Origin of the sequence: Streptomyces toyocaensis, assembly GCF_000725125.1 — a bacterium.
Lineage (GTDB): Bacteria > Actinomycetota > Actinomycetes > Streptomycetales > Streptomycetaceae > Streptomyces > Streptomyces toyocaensis.
In genome coordinates, this window is sequence record NZ_JFCB01000048.1 from 1 (window position 1) to 22,621 (window position 22,621).

The following is a 22,621-nucleotide window of genomic DNA, read 5'->3' on the forward strand; positions in this document are numbered from 1 at the left end:
CGAAGGGCTCCTCCAGGCCCGTGGACTGTACGTGCGCCACGGCGCGTTCACCGTGCTGGACGGAGTGGACATCGAGGTGCCGGCGGGACGGGTGACCGCGGTCGTCGGACCCAACGGGGCCGGCAAGAGCACGCTGTTCCACTGTCTGGCCGGGACCGTGAGGCCCGCGCGGGGGACGGTCCTGCTCGCGGGACGGGACATCACGCGGCTGTCCGCGCAGGCCCGCACGCGGCTCGGTGTCGCCCGCACGTTCCAGCAGCTGGCGGTCTTCCCCACGCTGACCGTGACGGAGAACGTGCGCGTGGGTGCCGAGCAGGGCCGTCCGTACCGGCCGGGCGCGGTGGAACGGATGCTGCGCCTCTTCGGACTGGACGGGCCGGCCCGGGCGCGGCCGGCCGCCGGGCTGCCCACCGGGGCCCTGCGCCGGGTGGAACTCGCGCGGGCCCTCGCCACCGCCCCGCGCGTGCTCCTGCTCGACGAGCCCGCCGCGGGTCTGGACACCGCCGAGGTCGCCGCGCTGGCCCGGGTGCTGAGGGCGCTGGCCGCCGACGGGACGGCGCTTCTGGTCGTCGAGCACGACCTCGACCTGGTGGCCGGCCTCGCCGACGTCGTGCACCTGATGACGGCCGGCCGGATCGTCGCCTCCGGTCCCCCCGGCCGGGTCCTGGCCGCCCTCGCGGAGGAGGCCGGCCCATGACCACCGTCTCCCTGCGCCTCGCCCGTGTGCGGTACGGCCCTGTGGAGGCCCTGCACGGGGTCAGCCTCACCGCACCGGGCCCCGGCCTGACGGTGCTGCTGGGCCGCAACGGCTCCGGCCGTACGACCGTGCTGCGCGCGCTGGCCGGTGCCGTACCGCTGTCCGGTGGCACGGTGTGGTGGGACGGGCGGGACGTGACGGGCGTACCGGCGTACGAGCGGGCCCGGCGCGGGCTGTGCCTGGTGCCGGAGCGGCGGGCCGTGTTCGGCTCGCTGACCGTGCGGGAGAACCTCGCCCTCACCGCCCCGGACCCGGCACCCGCCCTCGACGCCTATCCGCGGCTCCGGCCCCTGCTGGGGCGCCGGGCGGGCACCCTCTCCGGCGGGGAGCAGCGCATGCTGGCCCTGTCCCGGGTCTGGCTGGCGCGCCCGCGCGTGGTGCTCGTCGACGAGCCCGCCCAGGGCATGTCGCCGGCGGTGGCGGCCCGCACGTACGCGCTCCTCGCCGCGCTCGACGCGTGCGTGGTCGTCGCCGAGCAGCGGCTGCCGTCCGCGCTGCACGGCCGTCCCGCCTACGTGTACGAACTGCGCCGGGGCTCGGTGGTGTTCGCCGGGGAGGCGGGCGAACTCGGCTGAGCCGTGCCCGCCGAGGCGACGCCGAGCCCTCACCCGGAGGATCGGCGATTTCCAGCCACCCGCTTCATTCGCTGATTTCCGGATTTGTCATCCGGGGGTCCGAGTGATCCGCGAGTCACCGCACCCACTGAACGACGTTGCACGCCCAGCCAGTTGACGGTGCCAGGCCGATTCCACACCGGTCGTGACCGTCTGCGCTGGATGGTTCGATTCCGTTCGCTCTGGGGCGTGACTCCCGCCACAGATCGCCCGTTGTCTTCTTCATGAGCCGGGGACCCACCCGGACCACGGGCCGGGAGCCACCCGGCCTCGCCACGCACCGCATCCCGAGGGAGCCACCCGTGCCGCGCATGCTCGACGTCAGCGACGAGGTACGCGCCGAGATCGGCGACGAAGAAGCAGCCCGCCTGCTCGCCGGAGAGTCCGCCCCGGGCAGTTACGACTGCACCTCCTGCCGCACCCCGGGCGACCCGGAACAGGAGCGCACCAGCACCGTGCTGTTCGTCGGGGACGAGACCGCCGTGCTCGCCTTCGCCCACGCCACCTGTCTGCCCTCGCAGGTCGTCCAGGTCACCGAGGAGCAGCTCCAGGGTGCCGTGCGGGCCATCGGCGGTGGCCCGGAGCCGGAGTCGGCGCGGGTCACCCCCGAGCAAGCCGTGCTCGGGGTGACCAGCGGACTGGTCCTGATCGCCGGGGAGTTGCACCCGGCGCTGGTCGTCGAGCCGACCGCGCCGGTCGCACGGCCCGGTTCGCCCGGGGCCGGCGACGACTTCCTGCCGTTGCTCATCGAGCAGGGTTTCATGCCCCTGACCGAGCTGGCGGCCGTGCCGCCGGTGCTGCACGGCTGGTCGGTGCTGCTCGCCGCGGGCCAGCTGCACGCCGTGCTCCAGCCGAACCCGGCCGGCGGCCGTCCGGTGGCCTGGTGGCAGGCCCACCAGCCGCTCCAGGTCACCGACGGCTGGCGGGCGGCCGCCAACAAGCACCAGCAGGTGCTGATGTTCGCGGCCCCGGTCGGCTCGATCGGCCGCCAGCCCCGCGAGGACCTGCTGCGCGACGCACTGGACAAGGCCGCGGCGAACGGCAAGCTGGTCGCCGCCGCCCTGCCGCTCGCCGGCATCTGACCGGCCCCGCCGGGACACGACCGGGGGGACAGCCGGGGTACGGCCCGTGCGCGGCCGGCGAAAGCCCCGAAGCGGCCGCATCCCTTGTCGGGCGGGGTCGTTTGGACATACGTGCACGCATATGACGTTCCCCGCCGCCAGTCCCTCGCCTCGGTCCCCGCACCCGTGCGCCCGGCGCAGGACTCCCGGAGCGGCCTCTCGGCCACGCCGATCTACGACGCCCTGTACACCGAGTACGTCAAGTCCTTCCGCTCGCTGCCGGGCGACCGCAGCGGCGAGGAGGAGCTGGGCTTCACCGCCTTCGGGAACATCCCGCACCGTACGGGCTCGTACGGCGGCCACAGCCCGGGGTCGTTCGGCGCCTCCCTGGTGAGCGGTGCGTACGGCGCCCACGGCACGGGGGCGGACGACGCCGGCCAGGGCGAGGACCGGCCACCGCAGTGGCAGCGGGTCGGCACGGTCGGCCGGAACGCCTCCGAGATGCACCACGTGCCGGCCGGCCTGCCGCCGACCCCGCGCAGAGGTGCCTGACCGGACACGGTGAAGGGGCGGCTCCCTCGGGAGCCGCCCCTTCACCGTGTCCGTCGCGCGCTACTTCTTCCGGCCGCGCTTCTCGCGCACCCGCACCGAGATGTGGATCGGCGTCCCCTCGAAGCCGAACTCCTCCCGCAGCCGGCGCTCGATGAAGCGCCGGTAGCCCGCCTCGATGAAACCGGAGGCGAACAGCACGAACCGCGGCGGCTTGGTGCCCGCCTGCGTGCCGAACAGGATCCGCGGCTGCTTGCCGCCCCGCACCGGGTGCGGGTGGGCGGCGACCAGCTCGCCCAGGAAGGCGTTGAGCCTGCCCGTCGGCACCCGGGTCTCCCAGCCGGCCAGGGCCGTCTCGATGGCCGGGACCAGCTTCTCCATGTGCCGGCCGGTGCGCGCCGAGACGTTCACCCGCGGCGCCCACGCGGCCTGGCCGAGCTCGGTCTCGATCTCCCGCTCCAGGTAGTAGCGGCGCTCCTCGTCGAGGGTGTCCCACTTGTTGAACGCGAGGACGAGCGCGCGGCCCGCCTCCACGGCCATGGTGACGATGCGCTGGTCCTGCACCGAGATCGACTCGGCGGCGTCGATGAGGACGACGGCCACCTCGGCCTTCTCGACGGCGGCGGCGGTGCGCAGCGAGGCGTAGTAGTCGGCGCCCTGCTGGAGGTGGACGCGCTTGCGGATGCCCGCCGTGTCGACGAACTTCCAGGTCTTGCCGCCCAGTTCGATCATCTCGTCGACCGGGTCGCGGGTGGTGCCGGCGATCTCGTTGACGACGACCCGCTCCTCGCCCGCGACCTTGTTCAGCAGCGAGGACTTGCCGACGTTGGGACGGCCGATCAGGGCGACGCGGCGGGGGCCGCCGACCGCGGTGCCGAAGCGCTGCGCCGGGGCCTCCGGCAGGGCCTCCAGGACCTTGTCCAGCATGTCGCCGGTGCCGCGGCCGTGCAGGGCGGAGACCGGGTGCGGCTCGCCCAGGCCCAGGGACCACAGGTAGGCCGCGTCGGCCTCGCCGCTCGGGCCGTCCACCTTGTTGGCGCACAGCACGACCGGCTTCCCGGCCTTGCGCAGGAGCCGGACGACGGCCTCGTCGGTGTCGGTGGCGCCGACCTTGGCGTCCACGACGAAGACGACCGCGTCGGCGGCCTCGATGGCGTACTCGGCCTGGGCGGCCACGGAGGCGTCGATGCCGAGGACGTCCTGCTCCCAGCCGCCGGTGTCGACGACCTTGAAGCGGCGGCCCGCCCACTCGGCCTCGTAGGTGACACGGTCGCGGGTGACGCCCGGCTTGTCCTCGACGACCGCCTCGCGGCGGCCGATGATGCGGTTCACCAGGGTCGACTTGCCGACATTGGGCCTGCCGACGACGGCGAGCACCGGGAGCGGGCCGTGGCCCGCGGCCTCGATGGCACCTTCGACGTCCTCGAGGTCGAAGCCCTCCTCCGCGGCGAGCTCCATGAACTCCGCGAACTCGGCATCGCCCAGCGCCCCGTGGTCGTGCTCGTGCGCACCCTCGTACGCGTCCGAGCCGTCGGGCTGGATGTGGTCGTTCATGAAGTCCGTACCTCGTCGTTCATCGTGGTGATCGGTGGAGCACCGCGTTCAGGGTGATCCACTACTCAAGTGTCGCTCAGCGCCCGGTGAGGCGCCTGGCGTTTTCCAGGTGTGCGGTGAGCTGCTTCTGAATGCGCTCGGTCGCCTCGTCCAGCGCCTTGCGCGTACGTCTCCCGCTACCGTCGCCCGCCTCGAAGGGGTCACCGAAGACGACGTCGACGCGGGAGCGCAGCGGGGGCAGTGCCTTGACCAACCGTCCCGGCCGGTCGGAACTTCCCAGGACGGCCACGGGCACGACGGGCGCGCCGCCGCGTACGGCGAAGTACGCGAGCCCCGCGCGGATCGAGGCGAAGTCGCCCTGGCCGCGGGTGCCCTCGGGGAAGATGCCGAGGACCCCGCCCTGTTCCAGCACGCCCAGCGCCCGGGATATCGCCGTGCGGTCGGTGCTGTGCCGGTCGACCTCGATCTGGCCGATGCCGGTCAGGAACGGGTCGAGCGGACCGATGAACGCCTCCTTCTTGATCAGGAAGTGCGTCGGCCGGGGCGCCACGCCCATGACCATCGGACCGTCGATGTTGTGGGAGTGGTTCACGGCGAAGATCACCGGACCGGCCGCGGGCACCCGCCAGGCACCCAGCACACGCGGCCTGAACAGCCCGTACATCAGGCCGACGCCGATGCGCCGCCCGACCTCGGCGCCCCGCACCGATGGGACGTCGGTCACTTCGCCGCCCGCTTCTCCTCGACGAGCGTGACGACACACTCGATGACCTGCTGCAGGGTGAGGTCGGTGGTGTCCACCTCGACCGCGTCGCCGGCCTTGGCGAGCGGGGATGTCTTGCGGCCGGCGTCGGCCGCGTCCCGCTTGATCAGGGCCTCACGGGTGGTGTGCAGGTCGGCGCCCTTGAGTTCGCCGCTGCGGCGGGCGGCGCGCGCCTCCGGCGAAGCCGTGAGGAAGATCTTCAGATCGGCGTCCGGCAGCACGGTGGTGCCGATGTCACGGCCCTCGACCACGATGCCTCCGTCGGCGGAGGAGGCGATCGTGCGCTGGAGCTCGGTGATCCGGGCGCGCACCTCGGGCACCGCGCTGACCGCGCTGACCTTGGAGGTGACGTCCTGCTCGCGGATCGGGACGGCCACGTCGACGCCGTCGACCGTGATGGTGGGGCCCTGGGGGTCGGTGCCGGAGACGATGTCCGGCTTGCCGGCGACGGCGGCGACCGCGGTGGGGTCCTCTATGTCGATGCCGTTGTTCACCATCCACCAGGTGATCGCCCGGTACTGGGCGCCGGTGTCCAGGTAGCTCAGGCCCAGCTGCGCCGCCACGGCCTTCGACGTGCTCGACTTGCCCGTGCCGGAGGGGCCGTCGATGGCGACAATCACGGGCTGGGCGGCGCCGTTTTCCACGGGGGAACACCTTCCTGGTGCGGTGGAGGGGGATGTGCGGGGCGCGGACACGCCCCGCACCAGATTACCGGCCTCCCGGAACCCCTCCGACAAGCGGACGATCCGGCCCTTCGGGGGAAGGGCACCGGGCCGTCACTGCCGGATCGACCAGCCCCGTTCGCGTAGTCCCGCGGTGAGGACCGGCGCCGCCTTGGGTTCCACCATGAGCTGCACGAGACCGGCCTGCTGTCCGGTGGCGTGCTCGATGCGGACGTCCTCGATGTTGACCCCGGCGCGGCCGGCGTCGGCGAAGATGCGGGCCAGCTGGCCCGGCTGGTCGTCGATGAGCACCGCCACGACCTCGTAGACGCGCGGCGCGGTGCCGTGCTTGCCGGGGACGCGGATCTGGCCGGCGTTGCCGCGGCGCAGCACGTCCTCGATGCCGGTGCTGCCCTCGCGGCGCTCGCCCTCGTCGGAGGACTGCAGGGCGCGCAGGGCCCGCACGGTCTCCTCCAGGTCACCGGCGACGTCCGTCAGCAGGTCGGCGACCGGACCGGGGTTCGCGGACAGGATGTCGATCCACATCCGGGGGTCGGAGGCCGCGATCCGGGTCACGTCGCGTATGCCCTGCCCGCACAGCCGTACGGCGGCCTCCTCGGCGTGCTCCAGGCGCGCGGCGACCATGCTGGACACCAGGTGCGGCATGTGGGAGACGAGGGCGACGGCCCGGTCGTGGGCGTCGGCGTCCATGACGACGGGAACGGCCCTGCAGTGCGAGATCAGCTCCAGGGCGAGGTTCAGCACCTCGGTGTCGGTCTCCCGGGCCGGGGTGAGCACCCAGGGGCGACCCTCGAAGAGGTCACCGCTGGCGGCCAGCGGGCCGGACTTCTCCCGGCCGGACATGGGGTGGGTGCCGATGTACGACGTCAGGTCCAGCCCGCGGGCCTCGAGCTCGCGGCGGGGTCCGCCCTTGACGCTGGCCACGTCGATGTAGCCGCGTGCCGCGCCGCGCCGCATGGCGTCGGCGAGCACGCCGGCCACGTGGGCGGGCGGGGCGGCGACGACCGCCAGGTCCACCGGGCCGTCGGGCGCCTCGTCCGTACCGGCGCCGAGCGCGGCGGCGGTACGGGCCTGCTCCGGGTCGTGGTCGGCGAGGTGGACGGCGACGCCCCGCTGGGACAGGGCGAGGGCGGCCGAGGTGCCGATGAGCCCGGTGCCGATGACGAGTGCGGTTCTCACTGGGCGATGTCCTTGCGCAGGGCGGCGGCGGCACCGAGGTACACGTGCGTGATGTCGGCGCGGGGCCGGTCGGACTCGATGTGGGCGAGGACCCGGACGACACGGGGCATGGCGCCCGTGACGTCGAGCTCCTGGGCGCAGATCAGGGGGACGTCGACGATGCCGAGCTTGCGGGCCGCGGCGGCCGGGAAGTCGCAGTGCAGGTCGGGGGTGGCCGTGAACCAGATGCTGATCAGGTCGTCGGTGTGCAGACCGTTGCGCTCCAGAACGGCGGTGAGCAGCGCGCCGACCTGCTCCCCCATGTGACCGGACTCGTCCCGTTCCAACTGGACGGCCCCCCGGACCGCGCGTACCGCCACGACGATGCTCCTTGCTGACGTGCGTGTGAGCTGTTCGGTCGTCCAGCGTAGTCAGGCCACACGGGGGCGGCGCCGGGCGCTCGCCCGCTGAGACAGCCGAGGTGCGCACTTTCAGGTGGTTACCCGCGTTGTGCTCCTCATTCGACCCGTTCGGTGTCAGGATGCGGGAACCGCGATCTCCAGGAGTTGACGACATGATCCCTCGCGCGACGCGCCGCACGGTCCTGCTCGCGACGGGCACGGCGGCACTGATCACCGGCTGCGGCTCGGACGGCGGGGAAGACGGCGGGGAAGACGGCGGGGGCGGCACCTCGTCGGACACCGCCGGCCCGGACGCCCCGGACGCCCCGGCCGGTCAGGGGCTGACCTCGACCGCTGACGTGCCGGTGGGCGGGGGCACGGTCCTCAGGGACGACGGGATCGTCGTGACCCAGCCCGAGAAGGGGGTCTTCAGGGCGTTCTCGGCGATCTGCACGCACCAGAACTGCGTCGTGGCCGACGTGGCGGACGGCAGCATCAACTGCACCTGTCACGGCAGCCGGTTCGCGATCACCGACGGCTCGGTGGAGCAGGGCCCGGCGACGAGACCGCTGCCGGAGGAGCGGATCACGGTGGAGGGAAATTCCATCCGCAGGGCATGACCGGCCACGTACGCTCCGGGGCATGCGCCCCGAGACCCTGGTCGGCGACCACACGATCTACGCCTGCGTCATGGGCTCCCGTGCCTTCGGTCTGGCCACGGACCACAGCGACACCGACCGCCGGGGCGTCTTCCTCGCGCCCACTCCCCTGTTCTGGCGCTTCGAGAAGCCGCCGACACACGTCGAGGGACCGGCCGAGGAACAGTTCAGCTGGGAGCTGGAGCGCTTCTGCGAGCTGGCCCTGCGCGCCAACCCCAACATCCTGGAGTGCCTGCACTCCCCGCTGGTGGAGTACGCCGACGCCACCGGCCGCGAGCTGCTGTCCCTGCGCGGGGCGTTCCTCTCCCGCAGGGTCCACGAGACCTTCACCCGGTACGCCCACGGCCAGCGCCGCAAGCTGGACGCCGACGTCCGCACCCACGGCGCCCCGCGCTGGAAGCACGCGATGCACCTGCTCCGCCTGCTGACCAGCGCCCGCGACCTGCTTCGCACCGGGACCCTCACGATCGACGTGGGCGAGGACCGCGCACCGCTGCTCGCGGTGAAGCGCGGCGAGGTTCCCTGGCCCGAGGTGGAGTCCCGGATGGCCCGGCTGGCGGAGGAGGGCGCGCGGGCCCTCCGGCGCAGCCCGCTGCCCGAGGGGCCCGACCGCCGCCGGGTCGAGGACTTCCTCGTGCGCACCCGCCGCGCCTCAGCGCTCCAGGCGGATCCGTACGACGAGGTCGTGCAGGGCGTCGTACGCGGTGGGGGCGTCGGGCAGGGCTGACGTCGCCTGCGCCTCGTCGAGCAGGCGGTGCAGCCGCTCCACCTCGGCCCGCACTCGTGCATGGTCGACGGCGGCGTCCCCGTGTTCGCGCTCCGCCTTGGCGGCGATCAGCTCCGGCAGGCGGTCCGGGGCGGCGCCCACCTCCACGGCGAGCGTGGGCAGATGGGGCTGCACCTCGCCGGAGCGCATGAGGTGGATGCCGGTGAGCAGCACCCGGAAGGTGTAGAGCAGCGGCTTGAGTTCACCGGTCCTCTCGAACAGCCGCCACTGGGTCTGCGCGAACCCCCGGTAGTGGTGGGCGTGGTGACGGGTGAGGACGCCCGGGACGAGCGCGGCCAGTTCCCGGTGCGCGCCGGTGGTGTGCACGACCAGCGGGGACAGCAGCTGTTCCAGCACATAGCCGTTGCGGCGCAGCATGAGGCGGGCGAACTTGCGCAGGTCGTGCGTGACCAGGTCCATCTCGACGCCGTCCCGGACCCACGTCCTGGACCGGGTCTCATCCGGTTCGCGCAGCCCGACGAGATCGGCGGCGGGCAGCAGGTGTACGCCCCGCAGGTCCACGTCGGAGTCACGGGACGGAAAGCCGTACAGATGGGCGCCGGAGACGGTGGCGAACAGCACCGGGCCGGGCTGTTCGGCGATCACCGGGCTCAGGTCGAGGTCCAGGACGTCGGTCATCGGTCAAGCGTCCCAGAGCGTTCCCAGCGCCAGCAGCTCACCCCGGTACTCGATGCGGTCCACCCACTCCGCCGGCCAGGCGTCCGCGCCCAGGTAGGCGCCGGCGAAGGCGCCCGTGAGGCAGGCGATGGAGTCGGAGTCGCCCGCGGTGCAGGCGGCGCGGCGCAGGGCGGTGAGGGGTTCGTCGACGAACAGGAGGAAGCAGAGCAGGCCGGTCGCCAGGGCCTCCTCGGCGATCCAGCCCTCGCCCGTGGCCAGGCACGGATCGGTCTCCGGCGAGACGGTGCGCACGGCGTCCTGGAGACGCCGGAGGATCTCCAGGCACTCGTCCCAGCCGCGGGCGATGAAGTGCTCGGGGGTGGGGTCCTGGGCGCGGCTCCACAGGTCGCCGAGCCAGAACTCGTGGTAGCGGGTGCGGTTCTCGTAGGCGTAGGAGCGCAGCAGTCCGATCAGGCCGGTCGGCTCGGCTCCCCGGGCGAGCAGCCGCACGGCGTGGGCGGTGAGGTCGGAGGCGGCGAGCGCGGTGGGGTGACCGTGGGTCAGGGCCGCCTGCAACTGGGCGGCACCCGCCCGCTGTTCGTCACTCAGGCCGGGGGCCAGACCCACCGGCGCGACGCGCATGTTGGCGCCGCAGCCCTTGGAGCCGATCTGGCCGGCGTCCTGCCAGGGCCGGTCCTCGCGGGCCAGCAGATGGCAGGCCCTGAGGCAGGTGTTGCCCGGCGCACGGTTGTTCTCGGGCGAGCGCCACCACTCCACGAACTCCTGCGTCGGTGACGATCGCCGGGCTCGGCAGGTCCATCCCCCGCCAGGGGCCGAACGCGGCGAGGATCGACGGGACGTCGGGCCGGTCGAGGGCGGTGCCCCAGACGGCCTCGTAGACCTGTCGCAGTTCCCCGAGGGTCACCCAGATGACGCTCGCGCTCGGGCGGGGGCTGCGTACCGCCATGGACCGGGGACCGCTCACCCCTAAGCGGCTGGAGCGGCCGGTGCGCGGGGGCAAACCCGCCGCTCTGTACCGCGCGGGCACCGCCGCCACCCTCCATCCGCCGCTGCTCCGGCCGACCCCGGAAGGACGCCCCGCATGACCACGACGACCACCGTCACCAAGCGCGCCGCGACAGGTGCCCTCACGGGACTCGCCCTGGGGGACGCGCTGGGGGGCCGCCGGTGAGACGGGCGGCGCCGGGGACGGCCTCGACGAAGCCCGGCGTGGCGAGCACCTTGCGCCGGAAGATAATAGTCACAGCGACTATAAAAGGGGGTGCGGGTCGGGGACAACCCTCTTCGGAGCGCGGCCCCTAGAGGTCGACCTCCTGCATCAGCATCCCGACCTCGGTGTTGGACAGCCGCCGCAGCCAGCCCGACTTCTGGTCGCCCAGGGTGATCGGTCCGAAGGCGGTGCGCACCAGCTTGTCCACCGGGAACCCGGCTTCCGCGAGCATGCGGCGCACGATGTGCTTGCGGCCCTCGTGCAGGGTCACCTCGACGAGGTAGTTCTTGCCGGTCTGCTCCACGACCCGGAAGTGGTCCGCGCGCGCGTAGCCGTCGTCGAGCTGGATGCCGTCCTTGAGCTTCTTGCCCAGGTCACGCGGGATGGGCCCCACGATGTGCGCGAGGTAGGTCTTCTTCACGCCGTACTTGGGGTGGGTCAGCCGGTGCGACAGCTCGCCGTGGTTGGTGAGCAGGATGACGCCCTCGGTCTCGGTGTCGAGCCGCCCGACGTGGAAGAGCCGGGTCTCGCGGTTGGTGACGTAGTCGCCGAGGCACTGGCGCCCCTCAGGGTCCTCCATGGTCGACACGACACCGGCGGGCTTGTTCAGCGCGAAGAACTGGTACGACTGCGTGGCCACCGTCAGGCCGTCGACCTTGACCTCGTCCTTCTCCGGGTCGACCCGGCGGCCCTGCTCGAGGACGATCTCGCCGTTGACCTCGACCCGCGCCTGCTCGATCAGTTCCTCACAGGCACGCCGGGATCCGTAGCCCGCCCGCGCGAGCACCTTCTGCAGCCGCTCGCCCTCCTGCTCGGCACCGGGGAAGGTCTTCGGGAGCTTCACGTCCTTCTTGCCCGCGTACCGGTCGCGGTTGCGCTCCTCCATCCGCGTCTCGTACTCGCGCGAACGTCCGGGGGCGGTACGGCCGCCGCCGCTCCGGGACGACGGTTTGGCACCGCCACGCCCGGACTTCGGGCCCTCCTTGGTCCCCGCGGGGCCCACGTCGTAGCGGCGCTCCTCGGGGCGGGGCTTGCGGGGGCGGCCCTGCCCCTGCTTCTGGTCCCTGTTGTTGCCGGCGCCGCGGTGGTTACCGCGTCCGCCGCTCTTACCGCTGCCGCTGCTTCGCATCAGAATTCCGTCGTCGTCGTGTTCGTCGGGGGACCGTCGTCCGGCTCCGGGGCGTCCGGATCGAACGACGGTACGCCTTCCTGTGTCTCGGCCTCGATCGCCTCCGCCTCCGGGAGGAAGGGCGCGAGCTCCGGGAGCTCGTCCAGACCGCGCAGGCCCATCCGCTCCAGGAAGTAGTTCGTCGTCGTGTACAGGATCGCACCTGTTTCGGGTTCCGTGCCCGCCTCCTCGATCAGACCGCGTTGGAGGAGGGTGCGCATCACACCGTCGCAGTTCACTCCGCGCACCGCTGAGACGCGGCTGCGGCTGACCGGCTGACGGTAGGCGACGACCGCGAGGGTCTCCAGCGCGGCCTGGGTGAGCCGGGCCTGCTGGCCGTCCAGGACGAAGCGCTCGACGGCGGCGGCGTACTCGGGGCGGGTGTAGAAGCGCCAGCCGCCCGCGACGAGGCGCAGCTCGAAGCCGCGGCCCTGGGCGGTGTACTCGTCGGCCAGCTCGCGCAGCGCGTCCGCGACCTGGCGTCGCGGGCGCTCCAGGATCTTCGCCAGGTGCTCCTCGGTCGCGGGTTCGTCCACGACCATGAGGACCGCCTCCAGGGCGGGCCTCAGGCCGAGGTCCGCGACGAGCCCGGCGGGGGTCCCGGTCGTCTCCTCGCTCACGGCTTCCTCTCCTCCTGTGGCTGCTCGGGCGGCCGGTCGAACTCGTCGGTGACCGTCGGCTGGGCCTCGCCGTCCCCGCCGGTCCAGCGCACGGTCAGCTCGCCGAGGGCGCTCTCCTGGTCGAGGGCGACGGCCTTCTCGCGGTACAGCTCCAGGAGGGCGAGGAACCGTGCCACGACGGTCAGCGTGTCGTCCGTGTCCTCGACGAGCGCGCGGAAGGTGGCCTCGCCCAGCTCCCTGAGGCGCGCGACGACGATCCCGGCCTGTTCCTGCACGCTGACCAGCGGTGCGTGGATGTGGTCGACGTACACCTGCGGCTTGGGCCGGGGCTGCATCGCCTTGACGGCGAGCCTGGCGAAGCCCTCGGCGCCGATGCTGATGACGACCTCGGGCAGCAGCTCGGCGTGCTGCGGTTCCAGCCCCACCGTACGCGGATACCGCCGGCCCTCGTCCTGCAGCCGCCGGTCGAGGATGTCGGCGATCCGCTTGTACGCGCGGTACTGCAGCAGCCGCGCGAACAGCAGGTCGCGGGCCTCCAGCAGGGCGAGGTCGGCCTCGTCCTCCACCTCGGCGGCGGGGAGCAGCCGCGCGGCCTTGAGGTCGAGCAGCGTGGCGGCCACGACGAGGAACTCGGTCGTCTCGTCCAGGTCCCAGTCCGGCCCCAGGGCGCGGATGTACGCCATGAACTCGTCGGTCACCCTGGACAGGGCGACCTCGGTCACGTCCAGCTTGTGCTTGGCGATCAGCTGGAGCAGCAGGTCGAACGGGCCCTCGAAGTTCGCCAGCCGCACCTTGAACCGGCCACTGTCGTCGCCGGCGGCGCCGCCGTCCGGAGCACCGTCCCCGGACACCCCCGCGGGTCCATGTGCACCGGCCCCGCCCTCCGGCCCGCCGGCCGGGACGGTTTCCCCGCCCGCCTCCCGTGCGCGCGGCGCGACGACGTGCCCGGCCGCCGCCTCGTCCACGGGGGCCGCGACCGCCCCTCCGGCTCGCGCGGCTCCTTCCGGCGTCACGACCGGCTCGGCGGCCGCAGGGACACGCGTGGGATCCTCCCGCCCACCCGACCCAGCGGCTCCGTCCCGCGGCGTCGCCGCCGGTTCGGCCGCAGCGGGAAGCCCGGTCTCCGCCGCTTCCCCGACCGTCCCGGGCGAGGAGGCGGGCGCCGCCGGGACCGGCTCCCCCGGCCGGGCGGCTCCGTCCTGCGGGTACGCGGCCGACCGCCCTGACGGAGGCGCCGCAGCGAGAAACCCGGTCTCCAACGCTTCCCCGACCGTCCCGGGCGAGGAGGCGGGCGCCGCCGGGACCGGCTCCCCCGACCGGGCGGCTCCGTCCAGCGGGAACGCGGCCGACCGCCCTGACGGAGGCGCCGCAGCGGGAAGCCCGGTCTCCGCCGCTTCCCCGGCCGTCCCGGGCGAGGGGGCGGGCTCCCCGGGGCCGCTCGCGCGGGCCTCCGGCGGCGAGGGCTCCGTGAGCGCCCGCGCGCCGGCGCCCTCCCCGGGCGCGGATGCCGGCGGGCACGCGCCCGGCCCCCGGCCCAGGGCGCGGCGGCGCGGGGGCCGGTCGCCGGGGACGGGGTCGGGTGCGTCGTTCGAGGTCATGGCCTCCGCAGGCTACCGCTACCGTCCGCGGAGGCGTCGTACGAGGATGCTGGCGTCCCCTCGGCTCTCCAGGTCGGCGAGGACCACGGCGACCGCCTCACGGACGATCCGGCCGCGGTCGACGGCGAGACCGTGCTCGCCGCGCAGGACGAGACGCGCGTGCTCGAGGTCCATCAGTTCCTCGGCGGACACGTACACGGTGATCTTCTCGTCGTGCCGTTCCCGGCCGCTTGGCCGGCGTGCCGCCGCCCGTCCCCGCTTGCGCGGGGCCGCGCCCTCCTGCGGCGCCTGACGCCGCCCGGGGCCCGTCGCGCCCCGGCTGCGGGACTCACCGGCCCCGTCCGGCTCCGCGTCCGCCGCCGCATGCTCCGCGCCCTCGCCGTCGCCGCCCTGCGCGGGCACCGACTGCGGCGCGTCCTCCTGCGCGGCCGCCGCCGCGTCGCCCTCCCCCGCGGGAGCGGGAACGCGGGCGTCGCCGCCTGCGCGCCGGGGAGTGGACGCCTGGAGCGCCGTTCCCCCTGTCGTACGGAAGAGTTCGTCGGCCCCCGGCAGACTCACTCGGCGTGACACCGGGCGAGCACCTCCCTGGCGAGCTGGCGGTAGGCGGCGGCACCGACGGAGTTGGAGGCGTACGTGGTGATCGGCTCACCGGCGACCGTGGTCTCCGGGAAGCGGACCGTGCGCCCGATGACCGTGTGGTAGACGTGGTCGTCGAACGCCTCGACCACCCGCGCGAGCACCTCACGGCTGTGCACCGTGCGCGAGTCGTACATGGTGGCGAGGATGCCGTCGAGCTCCAGGTCGGGGTTGAGCCGCTCCTGGACCTTCTCGATCGTCTCGGTCAGCAGCGCCACACCGCGCAGCGCGAAGAACTCGCACTCCAGCGGCACGATCACCTTGTGCGCGGCGGTCAGCGCGTTCACCGTGAGCAGGCCGAGCGAGGGCTGGCAGTCGATCACGATGTAGTCGTAGTCGTCCATCAGCGGCTTCAGCGCCCGCTGCAGCGTGGACTCGCGCGCGACCTCGCTCACCAGCTGCACCTCGGCCGCCGACAGGTCGATGTTGCTGGGCAGCAGGTCCATGTTGGGGACGGCGGTCTTCAGCAGCACCTCGTCGGCCGCCATGCCCCGCTCCATGAGCAGGTTGTAGACGGTGAGGTCGAGTTCCATCGGGTTGACGCCGAGACCGACCGACAGCGCGCCCTGCGGGTCGAAGTCGACGAGCAGCACCCGGCGTCCGTACTCCGCGAGCGCGGCACCCAGGTTGATGGTCGACGTGGTCTTGCCGACGCCGCCCTTCTGGTTGCACATCGCGATGATCTTCGCGGGGCCGTGGTCGGTCAGCGGGCCCGGGATCGGGAAGTACGGCAGCGGGCGTCCGGTCGGACCGATGCGCTCGCGGCGCTGGCGCGCCGCGTCGGGCGCGAGCGTGGCCGCGTACTCGGGATCCGGCTCGTACTCGGCGTCGGGATCGTAGAAGTGCCCCTCGGGCAGTTCGTCGTAGTCGGCGAGATGGTTGTGGGGCGCGCCACTTCCGTCGCCGGCCATGGCGTTCACGTGATGGCCATCCATGCTCTGGTGTGCTGGGTGAGTCACCCCTGGCGTCCGGTGACTCTGGTGGACTGCGAAGGTGCGCACAGCGACGGAGCCGACAGCAGCGAATCCCGCGGACCCCTGGCCCGGCGCAGGCATTCCTGGTTGACCACCCCCGGGAGTAAATGTCGACTCATTCACAAGTCGTCTTACCTCCTTGGTGACCAGGAAACTTCTAGACAGGTCAGCGTGGCACCATGCCGACGATTGGCGACTCTATGGCGTGTCGGCCGTCCGCAGCAACACAATCCGCCGGACCCGACCCGATGTGTCGGCAATGAAACACCCCTCTGTCAAGGGCGTACTGCCGTCGCACGGCAGGTTTCGTGGGTGTGCGAATCGGTAGAAGGGTTACGTTCGAGGCGAGTTGTCCCGGAATCCGGAAGTGACCATACACACATCCGGCCGGACCTTGTCGTGCAAGGTCCGGCCGGGTGCCCGTCGTTGACGACCCGTGTTGACGTATCGCCTTTGCGGATCGGTGACTTGGTCGACTTACCGTCCGGGCGGCTCAGCCGAGCAGCGAGGCGAGCTCGACGTGCTCCAGCCCGTGCGCCTCGGCGACCTCCTTGTAAACGACCTTGCCGTCATGCGTGTTGAGGCCCTTGGCGAGCGCGGGGTCACGGCGCAGCGCGTCCACCCAGCCACGGTTGGCGAGTTCCACGATGTACGGCAGCGTGGCGTTGGTCAGCGCGTAGGTGGAGGTGTTGGGCACCGCGCCGGGCATGTTGGCCACGCAGTAGAAGACCGACTCGTGGACCTTGAAGGTCGGCTCGGCGTGCGTGGTCGGGTGGGAGTCCTCGAAGCAGCCGCCCTGGTCGATCGCGATGTCGACAAGGACACTTCCGGCCTTCATCCGTGAGACCAGCTCGTTGGTGACCAGCTTGGGGGCCTTGGCGCCGGGGACCAGCACGGCGCCGATCACGAGGTCGGCCTCCAGGCAGGCCTTCTCCAGCTCGAAGGCGTTGGAGACGACGGTCTGGATCTTCGTACCGAAGACCTTGTCGGCTTCCCTGAGCTTGTTGATGTCCTTGTCGAGCAGGGTCACGTGGAAGCCCATGCCGATGGCGATCTGCGCGGCGTTCCAGCCGGAGACGCCGCCGCCGATGACGACGGCCTTGCCGGCCAGCACGCCGGGGACGCCCCCGGGGAGGACGCCGCGGCCGCCGTGGGCGCGCATCAGGTGGTAGGCGCCGACCTGGGTGGACAGCCGGCCCGCGACCTCGGACATCGGGGCCAGCAGCGGCAACGCGCGGCTGGGCAGCTCGACGGTCTCGTAGGCGATCGCGGTGGTGCCGGACTCCAGGAGGGCGTCCGTGCACTCCCGGGACGCGGCGAGGTGCAGGTAGGTGAAGAGGGTCTGGTCCTTGCGCAGGCGGTGGTACTCCTCCGCGATGGGCTCCTTGACCTTCAGCAGCAGGTCGGCGGCGGCCCAGACCTCGTCGGCGGTGTCCAGGATCTGCCCGCCCGCGGCGATGTACTCGCCGTCCGGGATCGAGGAGCCGGCGCCGGCGCCGCGCTCGATGACGACCTGGTGGCCGTGGCGCACGAGCTCGTGCACACCGGCGGGGGTGATGGCCACCCGGAACTCGTTGTTCTTGACCTCGCGGGGGATGCCGACCTTCACGTCGATCACGGTCCTTGGCTCAGAGGGTAGGGGATATCACTACACATACCCGGGCATGCACGGGCACACCGGGAGAGACCGCAGAAGAAGGTGCGGCAGAGCCAGTTTAATGAAGGCGTTCCCGCTGTCTAGCCTTCCATTGCATCAATCTTCCGTGGATACGCTGCGGATTTCGCAGGCGTTATCGCCGTGTTCCGCCTCGGAGTCGTCTTCCGGGGCCTCTTCGGCCAGCATCGACTCGGCCGTGCCGCGGTGCAGCGCGGCCGACGCGGGGTCGCCCAGGTGCTCGAAGGAGTCGGCGAGCCGCAGGTGCAACGCCGCCTGCAACCGGGTGTCCTCGGCCCGCCGGGCCCACTCCACGGCCTCCCGGCAGGTGCGCAGCGACTCGTCGAACCGGCCCGCGTACTCCTGCACCCGCGCCAGTTCGCTCAGGGCCCGCGCCCGGGCGGCCACGTCCCCGCACCGGCGGTGCCCGGCGACGGCCGCACGCCAGTTGCGCAGGGCCTCGCCGTAGCGGCCGGCGTAGGTGTGGGCGGCGCCGATCCGGCCGTGGAGCCGTGCCGCCTCGGGCCGCTCCCCGCGGGCGAGCCGCTCGGTCAGCGCCCGGCCGAACCAGTCCGCGGCCCGGTCGTAGTCCCCGAGCTCCAGGTACGCCCCGCCCACGGATTCCATCGCGCGGCCGGTCGCGTACGGGTCGTTCGCCTCGCGTCCCGCGTCCAGCGCGGCCCGGTAGCGTGCCAGGGCGTCGGCCGTGCGGCCGGTGTGGGCGTCGAGGTCGCCGAGGTTCAGCAGGGCCGCCGCCCGCTCCCGGGGCAGTTCGCGGCGCCCGGCGACGTCGAGGACCAGGCCGTGGATGTCGTACAGGTCGCTCGCGGCCGCCTGGGTGCCGAAGTGGGCGACGAGGGCGCGCACCAGCTGGGACATCAGCCGCCGGGCCAGGGTGTCCAGCTCCCCGTCCGCGACCGCGAGCCGGGCGGCGGCCAGCAGGGCGGGCCTGCGCAGCCGCAGCCAGTCGGCGGCCGCCCGGGGACTGGGGAAGCGCAGGGCGCGCGGCATGCCGAGGAGCTTCTCGCGTGCCTGGGGGCTGTCGGTCTCGGTGATCGCCCTGCACGACTGGAGCAGCCGCACGGTCCGCTCCAGCATGCGGGCGCGTGCCAGCTGGAGCTCGGCGGGCCGCTCGTGGGTCCGCGCGAGGTCGTGCAGCAGGGGGTGCAGGCAGCAGGGCACCCGGTACTGCGGGTGGGAGGAGCCCACCGAATGCAACAGGCCGTGGACGGCCAGGTCCTCCAGGGTGGCGTCGGCGGCCTCCACCGAGCAGCCGGCGAGCGCGGCGGCGGTGTGGGCGTCGGCCAGGCCTCCCGGAGCGAGGCTGAGCAGACGCAGCGTCCGGGCGGCGGTCGCGGGCAGCGAGTCGTGCACCAGCCGGACGACACGGCCGACGACGGCGCCCCGGCCGGCGTCGGTGTGCAACTGCTTGGCCAGGTCGGCGACGGCCGCCTTGGGCCGGGCGGCGAGCCAGCCCCCGGCGAGCACCAGCGCGGCGGGCTGGCCCTGGCACAGTTCGGCGAGCCGCTCGGCGGCCCGGGGGTCGACCGTGATGCGCACCGCTCCGGTGAACCGGGACAGCAGTTCCACCCCGGATTTGGTGTCGAGGCCGCCGAGGGTGCAGGGGCGGACGTCGGCGATGCCGGTGAGCGGCCCCGAGGAGACGGTGACGGCCAGACAGTCGGGGTTGTCCGGGAGCAGTGCGTCGACCTGCTCGGCGTCGGCCGCGTCGTCCAGCAGGAGCACCGTGCGGCGCTCGGCCAGGGCGGTGCGCAGCGCCGCGGTGAGATCGTCCTCGGGGGCTCCGGCCGGGGCGGGCGTCTCCAGCGCGTCGAGCAGCTCGCGCGCGGCGCGCCCGACCGGCACGCGCGTCCCGTCGGGTTCGCTGAGGCGGGTGCGCAGTACCCCGCCGGGGTAGCGGTCGGCGACCTGGCGCACGAGTTCCTCGGCGAGGGCCGTCCGGCCGGATCCGGGGCGCCCCGCGATGAGCAGTACGCGCGCGCGGGGGGCCTTGCGGCCGGAGAGGGTGTCCAGGCCCGCGCGCTCGATGTCGGCGCGCAGCTCCTTCAACTCCCTCGTACGGCCCAGGAATCGACCTTCCGGGGCAGCGTCCCGAGGGAGCCGCACACCGTCCGGGTCCACTGCCTGATCCGTCACGGGCCACACTCCCGTCCCACAGCACGCGCAAGCCCGCCGGGTCCCCGGATCGGGCGTTTTCCAGAGCCTAGTTCACGCTCTGCGACGTTCCGTGAGGAGCGCGGCACCGGGTGCAAGACTCCCCCGATCGGATCAACAGATCGTAGGACTGACGGCTCGGCAACGCCGGTGAGAGGACGCGGAATGCCGCGCGGCCCGGCCCCCGCGAAGCCGCGGACACCGGGCCGCGATCACGGCGGTCCCGTCGGCGTCAGGCCTCGAACGGCCGCGCCGGCCACGGCGCCTGGGCCGGGCGCAGCGCGTCCAGGCCGTCACCGGTCCGCGCGGCGACGAGCGAGAGGACGCCCACCACGAGGCAGTTGTTGTGCAGCTCACCGGCCAGCACCCCACGCACCAGTTCCTGGACCGGGATCCGGGCCAGCTCCATGTCGGCCTCCTCGTGCTCGACCTCGAAGCGGTCCCCCTCGGCCTCCGACAGCCCGCGCGCGAGGAAGATCCGTACGGCCTCGTCGCAGCCGCCGGGCGTGGTGTAGACGTCGGTCAGCACACGCCAGTCCTCCGCCTTGACGTGCGCCTCCTCGTACAGCTCCCGCTGCGCGGCGTGCAGCGGGTTCTCGCCGGCGACGTCGAGCAGCCCGGCCGGGATCTCCCACAGTTTCTGGCGCACCGGGTGCCGGTACTGGCGCAGCACCACGACCCGGTCGGCGTCGTCGAGGGCGAGGACGGCCACGGACCCGGGGTGGACCTGGTAGTCGCGGTGGACCACGGTGCCGTCGGGCATGACCACGTCGTCGGTGCGGACGGAGGTCTTGTTGCCCGTGAACGGGGTCCCGGTCCCGCGGATCTCCCACTCTTCCGGGGTGTCCTTGATCGTCATGCCTGTCCTTCCCGACGTCCAGCGGTCGTGCGCGTGCCCTGCGTGAAAAAAGCGGCCGGGGTGCGCACCTTTTGAAGGTGCGCACCCCGGCCACCGTACAACTGGGCGTGCTACTCGGAGATCTTCCGCTCGACCGCGGCCTTCACCAGGCCCGCGAAGAGCGGGTGCGGACGCGTCGGACGCGAGCGCAGCTCCGGGTGCGCCTGGGTCGCGACCAGGTAGGGGTGGACCTCACGCGGGTACTCGACGTACTCGACGAGCTTGCCGTCCGGAGACGTGCCGGAGAACACGATGCCCGCCTTCTTCTCCAGCTCCGCGCGGTAGGCGTTGTTCACCTCGTAGCGGTGCCGGTGGCGCTCCTCGACGTACTCCTTGCCGTCGTACACCTCGCGCACGATCGAGCCCTCGGCCAGCTTGGCCGGGTACATGCCGAGCCGCATGGTGCCGCCCATGTCGCCCTCACCCGCCACGATGTCGAGCTGTTCGGCCATGGTGGAGATGACCGGGTGGGAGGTGGCCGGGTCGAACTCGGTGGAGTTGGCGTCGGAGATGTCCGCGAGGCTGCGCGCGGCCTCGATCACGATGCACTGCAGGCCGAGGCAGAGGCCCAGCAGCGGGATGCGGTTCTCGCGGGCGAACTTGATCGCGCCGACCTTGCCGAGCACGCCGCGGTCGCCGAAGCCGCCCGGGATGCAGATGCCGTCGACGTCACCGAGCTGCGCCTGCGCGTCGGCCGGGGTCTTGCAGTCGTCCGAGGTGACCCACTTGATCTTCACGCGGGCCTTGTTGGCGAAGCCTCCGGCGCGCAGCGCCTCGGTGACCGACAGATAGGCGTCGGGCAGGTCGATGTACTTGCCGACCAGGGCGAGGGTGATCTCGTGGTCGGGGTTGTGGACCCGGTCGAGCAGGTCGTCCCAGGTCGTCCAGTCCACGTCCCGGAAGGGCAGGTCCAGCTTGCGGACGACGTAGGCGTCCAGGCCCTCGCCGTGCACGGTCTTCGGGATGTCGTAGATCGAGCGGGCGTCGGGGCAGGCGACGACGGCGGCCTCGTCGACGTCGCACATCAGCGAGATCTTCCGCTTGATCGCGGTGGGCACCTCGCGGTCGCAGCGCAGCACGATCGCGTCCGGCTGGATACCGATGTTGCGCAGCGCCGCGACCGAGTGCTGGGTCGGCTTCGTCTTGAGCTCACCCGAGGGGCCGATGTAGGGCAGGAGAGAGATGTGGACCACGAACACGTTGTCGCGGCCGACCTCGTGCCGCACCTGGCGCACGGTCTCCAGGAACGGCAGCGACTCGATGTCGCCGACCGTGCCGCCGACCTCGGTGATCACCACGTCGACCTCGTCGGTCGCCATCCGGCGGATCCGGTGCTTGATCTCGTTGGTGATGTGCGGGATGACCTGCACGGTGTCGCCCAGGTACTCGCCGCGCCGCTCCTTGGCGATGACGGTCGAGTACACCTGGCCCGTCGTGACGTTGGCGGAGCCGTCCAGGTCGCGGTCGAGGAACCGCTCGTAGTGGCCGATGTCCAGGTCGGTCTCGGCACCGTCGTTCGTGACGAAGACCTCACCGTGCTGGAAGGGGTTCATCGTGCCGGGATCGACGTTGAGGTACGGGTCGAGCTTCTGCATCACGACGCGCAGACCCCGGGCCTTGAGCAGCATGCCCAGGCTGGAGGCGGTCAGCCCCTTGCCGAGCGAGGAGGCGACACCCCCGGTGACGAAGATGTGCTTGGTCGTCGAAGCTGTGCTGTTTCGAAAAGCAGCGGGCGGCATGGCCAAGAGGGGGCTCCCGTGGTCGCGGTCTGTGGGTGCGGTTCCGGGGTTCTCGCCCACCGGTCCACGGGCTACCAGCGTATCAGCGCCGCGCGGCGGCGGCTCACGACCACGCTCCGCACACGCGCCTGCACGGTGCATGCACCGCGCACCGGACCCTCACCCCTTGGTCACTCGTCCGGCGGACCCGTGTTGTCGCGAGCGGCACACAGATCATCTACGTGCGTCGTATCCTGCTCGGACACTCGCTGCCGAGCCCGGCCGGCCGTACGGCACCACCCCCGCCCGTCAGTTCCGGAACAACGTGAGCTCGTCAGTTCGTTGAGCAACAATTGGCGCTTTGCA

At 72.6% G+C, this 22,621-nt stretch carries 21 protein-coding genes and 3 pseudogenes; 7 read left to right on the forward strand and 17 right to left on the reverse strand.

Annotated elements, in window-relative coordinates; genetic code table 11:
- The 4 genes from BU52_RS30730 to BU52_RS30745 form a co-directional block, all read left to right on the forward strand.
- Positions 1-697 (forward strand): ABC transporter ATP-binding protein (locus BU52_RS30730; RefSeq protein ID WP_037940718.1); only part of this gene is annotated, 697 nt, incomplete at its 5' end.
- Positions 694-1,332: an ABC transporter ATP-binding protein gene (locus BU52_RS30735; RefSeq protein WP_037940721.1), complete on the forward strand. Its 639-nt coding sequence runs from the start codon at positions 694-696 to the stop codon at positions 1,330-1,332. The genes BU52_RS30730 and BU52_RS30735, both read left to right, overlap by 4 nt.
- Positions 1,333-1,673: 341 nt before the next feature.
- Entirely contained in the window at positions 1,674-2,453 is a 780-nt protein-coding gene (locus tag BU52_RS30740) for a hypothetical protein (protein ID WP_037940723.1), read from the forward strand.
- A 111-nt stretch (positions 2,454-2,564) separates the two neighbouring features.
- On the forward strand, positions 2,565-2,984 hold the full coding sequence (locus tag BU52_RS30745; RefSeq protein WP_037940726.1) for a hypothetical protein: 420 nt from the start codon (positions 2,565-2,567) through the stop codon (positions 2,982-2,984).
- Positions 2,985-3,044: 60 nt separating this feature from the next.
- On the opposite strand, the gene der is transcribed toward BU52_RS30745, so the two are convergent.
- The 5 genes from der to aroH all read right to left on the reverse strand — a co-directional run bounded on the left by der (position 3,045) and on the right by aroH (position 7,519).
- Positions 3,045-4,535: a ribosome biogenesis GTPase Der gene (gene der, locus BU52_RS30750; protein ID WP_037940728.1), complete on the reverse strand. Its 1,491-nt coding sequence runs from the start codon at positions 4,533-4,535 to the stop codon at positions 3,045-3,047.
- A 76-nt stretch (positions 4,536-4,611) separates the two neighbouring features.
- The gene (locus BU52_RS30755; RefSeq protein ID WP_037940730.1) at positions 4,612-5,259 is read right to left on the reverse strand and encodes a lysophospholipid acyltransferase family protein; all 648 of its coding nucleotides are present in this window, start codon (positions 5,257-5,259) and stop codon (positions 4,612-4,614) included.
- On the reverse strand, positions 5,256-5,942 hold the full coding sequence (cmk, locus tag BU52_RS30760) for a (d)CMP kinase (protein WP_037940733.1): 687 nt from the start codon (positions 5,940-5,942) through the stop codon (positions 5,256-5,258). Before cmk ends, BU52_RS30755 begins: the two co-directional genes overlap by 4 nt.
- 132 nt (positions 5,943-6,074) lie before the next feature.
- Positions 6,075-7,160, reverse strand: a complete 1,086-nt coding sequence (locus BU52_RS30765) for a prephenate dehydrogenase (RefSeq protein WP_037940734.1) — start codon at positions 7,158-7,160, stop codon at positions 6,075-6,077.
- A complete protein-coding gene (gene aroH / locus BU52_RS30770) occupies positions 7,157-7,519 on the reverse strand; it encodes a chorismate mutase (protein ID WP_037940735.1) in 363 nt (120 codons plus the stop codon). The genes BU52_RS30765 and aroH overlap by 4 nt, the downstream gene beginning before the upstream one ends.
- A 194-nt stretch (positions 7,520-7,713) precedes the next feature.
- Between aroH and BU52_RS30775 the strand changes: the two genes are divergently transcribed.
- Both BU52_RS30775 and BU52_RS30780 read left to right on the forward strand, forming a co-directional pair.
- The gene (locus BU52_RS30775; RefSeq protein ID WP_037940736.1) at positions 7,714-8,160 is read left to right on the forward strand and encodes a Rieske (2Fe-2S) protein; all 447 of its coding nucleotides are present in this window, start codon (positions 7,714-7,716) and stop codon (positions 8,158-8,160) included.
- Positions 8,161-8,182: 22 nt separating this feature from the next.
- A complete protein-coding gene (locus tag BU52_RS30780) occupies positions 8,183-8,926 on the forward strand; it encodes a nucleotidyltransferase domain-containing protein (RefSeq protein ID WP_037940738.1) in 744 nt (247 codons plus the stop codon).
- Here BU52_RS30780 and BU52_RS30785 read toward each other — a convergent pair.
- Positions 8,852-9,604: a nucleotidyltransferase domain-containing protein gene (locus tag BU52_RS30785; RefSeq protein WP_037940742.1), complete on the reverse strand. Its 753-nt coding sequence runs from the start codon at positions 9,602-9,604 to the stop codon at positions 8,852-8,854. The two genes, BU52_RS30780 and BU52_RS30785, sit on opposite strands and share 75 nt — an antisense overlap.
- Before the next feature lie 3 nt (positions 9,605-9,607).
- Positions 9,608-10,550: pseudogene (locus tag BU52_RS30790) on the reverse strand (ADP-ribosylglycohydrolase family protein).
- A gap of 49 nt (positions 10,551-10,599) precedes the next feature.
- Here BU52_RS30790 and BU52_RS35115 point away from each other — a divergent pair.
- Positions 10,600-10,689 (forward strand): annotated as a pseudogene (locus tag BU52_RS35115) (NUDIX hydrolase); the annotation flags it as partial.
- Between the two features lie 75 nt (positions 10,690-10,764).
- On the opposite strand, the pseudogene BU52_RS36670 reads toward BU52_RS35115, so the two are convergent.
- The 10 genes and pseudogenes from BU52_RS36670 to BU52_RS30835 form a co-directional block, all read right to left on the reverse strand.
- Positions 10,765-10,836: pseudogene (locus BU52_RS36670) on the reverse strand (NUDIX hydrolase); the annotation flags it as partial.
- 66 nt (positions 10,837-10,902) lie between these two features.
- The gene (locus BU52_RS30795; RefSeq protein ID WP_037940744.1) at positions 10,903-11,943 is read right to left on the reverse strand and encodes a pseudouridine synthase; all 1,041 of its coding nucleotides are present in this window, start codon (positions 11,941-11,943) and stop codon (positions 10,903-10,905) included.
- Complete coding sequence (gene scpB / locus BU52_RS30800) at positions 11,943-12,602, reverse strand: SMC-Scp complex subunit ScpB (RefSeq protein WP_037940746.1); 660 nt, start codon at positions 12,600-12,602, stop codon at positions 11,943-11,945. The genes BU52_RS30795 and scpB overlap by 1 nt, the downstream gene beginning before the upstream one ends.
- Complete coding sequence (locus tag BU52_RS37045; RefSeq protein WP_407702081.1) at positions 12,599-13,861, reverse strand: segregation and condensation protein A; 1,263 nt, start codon at positions 13,859-13,861, stop codon at positions 12,599-12,601. The genes scpB and BU52_RS37045 overlap by 4 nt, the downstream gene beginning before the upstream one ends.
- A 357-nt stretch (positions 13,862-14,218) precedes the next feature.
- Complete coding sequence (locus tag BU52_RS30810; RefSeq protein WP_078903535.1) at positions 14,219-14,770, reverse strand: hypothetical protein; 552 nt, start codon at positions 14,768-14,770, stop codon at positions 14,219-14,221.
- On the reverse strand, positions 14,755-15,891 hold the full coding sequence (locus tag BU52_RS30815; RefSeq protein WP_078903536.1) for a ParA family protein: 1,137 nt from the start codon (positions 15,889-15,891) through the stop codon (positions 14,755-14,757). Before BU52_RS30815 ends, BU52_RS30810 begins: the two co-directional genes overlap by 16 nt.
- Positions 15,892-16,303: 412 nt before the next feature.
- Complete coding sequence (ald, locus tag BU52_RS30820; protein WP_037940752.1) at positions 16,304-17,428, reverse strand: alanine dehydrogenase; 1,125 nt, start codon at positions 17,426-17,428, stop codon at positions 16,304-16,306.
- 135 nt (positions 17,429-17,563) lie between these two features.
- Complete coding sequence (locus tag BU52_RS30825; RefSeq protein ID WP_037940755.1) at positions 17,564-19,621, reverse strand: tetratricopeptide repeat protein; 2,058 nt, start codon at positions 19,619-19,621, stop codon at positions 17,564-17,566.
- A gap of 250 nt (positions 19,622-19,871) precedes the next feature.
- A complete protein-coding gene (locus BU52_RS30830; RefSeq protein ID WP_037940757.1) occupies positions 19,872-20,498 on the reverse strand; it encodes an NUDIX domain-containing protein in 627 nt (208 codons plus the stop codon).
- Between the two features lie 110 nt (positions 20,499-20,608).
- Positions 20,609-22,276 (reverse strand): CTP synthase, encoded by a 1,668-nt coding sequence (locus BU52_RS30835; RefSeq protein ID WP_037940760.1) that lies wholly within the window; start codon positions 22,274-22,276, stop codon positions 20,609-20,611.
- Positions 22,277-22,621: the final 345 nt, after the last annotated feature.

What these genes read in the sequence shown, in the direction of transcription:
- BU52_RS30835 (WP_037940760.1), bottom strand. Translation starts at nt 22,276, where the DNA reads ATGCCGCCCGCTGCTTTTCGAAACAGCACAGCTTCGACGACCAAGCAC.
- BU52_RS30815 (WP_078903536.1), bottom strand. Translation starts at nt 15,891, where the DNA reads ATGCCTGCGCCGGGCCAGGGGTCCGCGGGATTCGCTGCTGTCGGCTCC.
- BU52_RS30830 (WP_037940757.1), bottom strand. Translation starts at nt 20,498, where the DNA reads ATGACGATCAAGGACACCCCGGAAGAGTGGGAGATCCGCGGGACCGGG.
- der (WP_037940728.1), bottom strand. Translation starts at nt 4,535, where the DNA reads ATGAACGACCACATCCAGCCCGACGGCTCGGACGCGTACGAGGGTGCG.
- BU52_RS30795 (WP_037940744.1), bottom strand. Translation starts at nt 11,943, where the DNA reads ATGCGAAGCAGCGGCAGCGGTAAGAGCGGCGGACGCGGTAACCACCGC.
- BU52_RS30775 (WP_037940736.1), top strand. Translation starts at nt 7,714, where the DNA reads ATGATCCCTCGCGCGACGCGCCGCACGGTCCTGCTCGCGACGGGCACG.
- BU52_RS30785 (WP_037940742.1), bottom strand. Translation starts at nt 9,604, where the DNA reads ATGACCGACGTCCTGGACCTCGACCTGAGCCCGGTGATCGCCGAACAG.
- BU52_RS30735 (WP_037940721.1), top strand. Translation starts at nt 694, where the DNA reads ATGACCACCGTCTCCCTGCGCCTCGCCCGTGTGCGGTACGGCCCTGTG.
- BU52_RS30780 (WP_037940738.1), top strand. Translation starts at nt 8,183, where the DNA reads ATGCGCCCCGAGACCCTGGTCGGCGACCACACGATCTACGCCTGCGTC.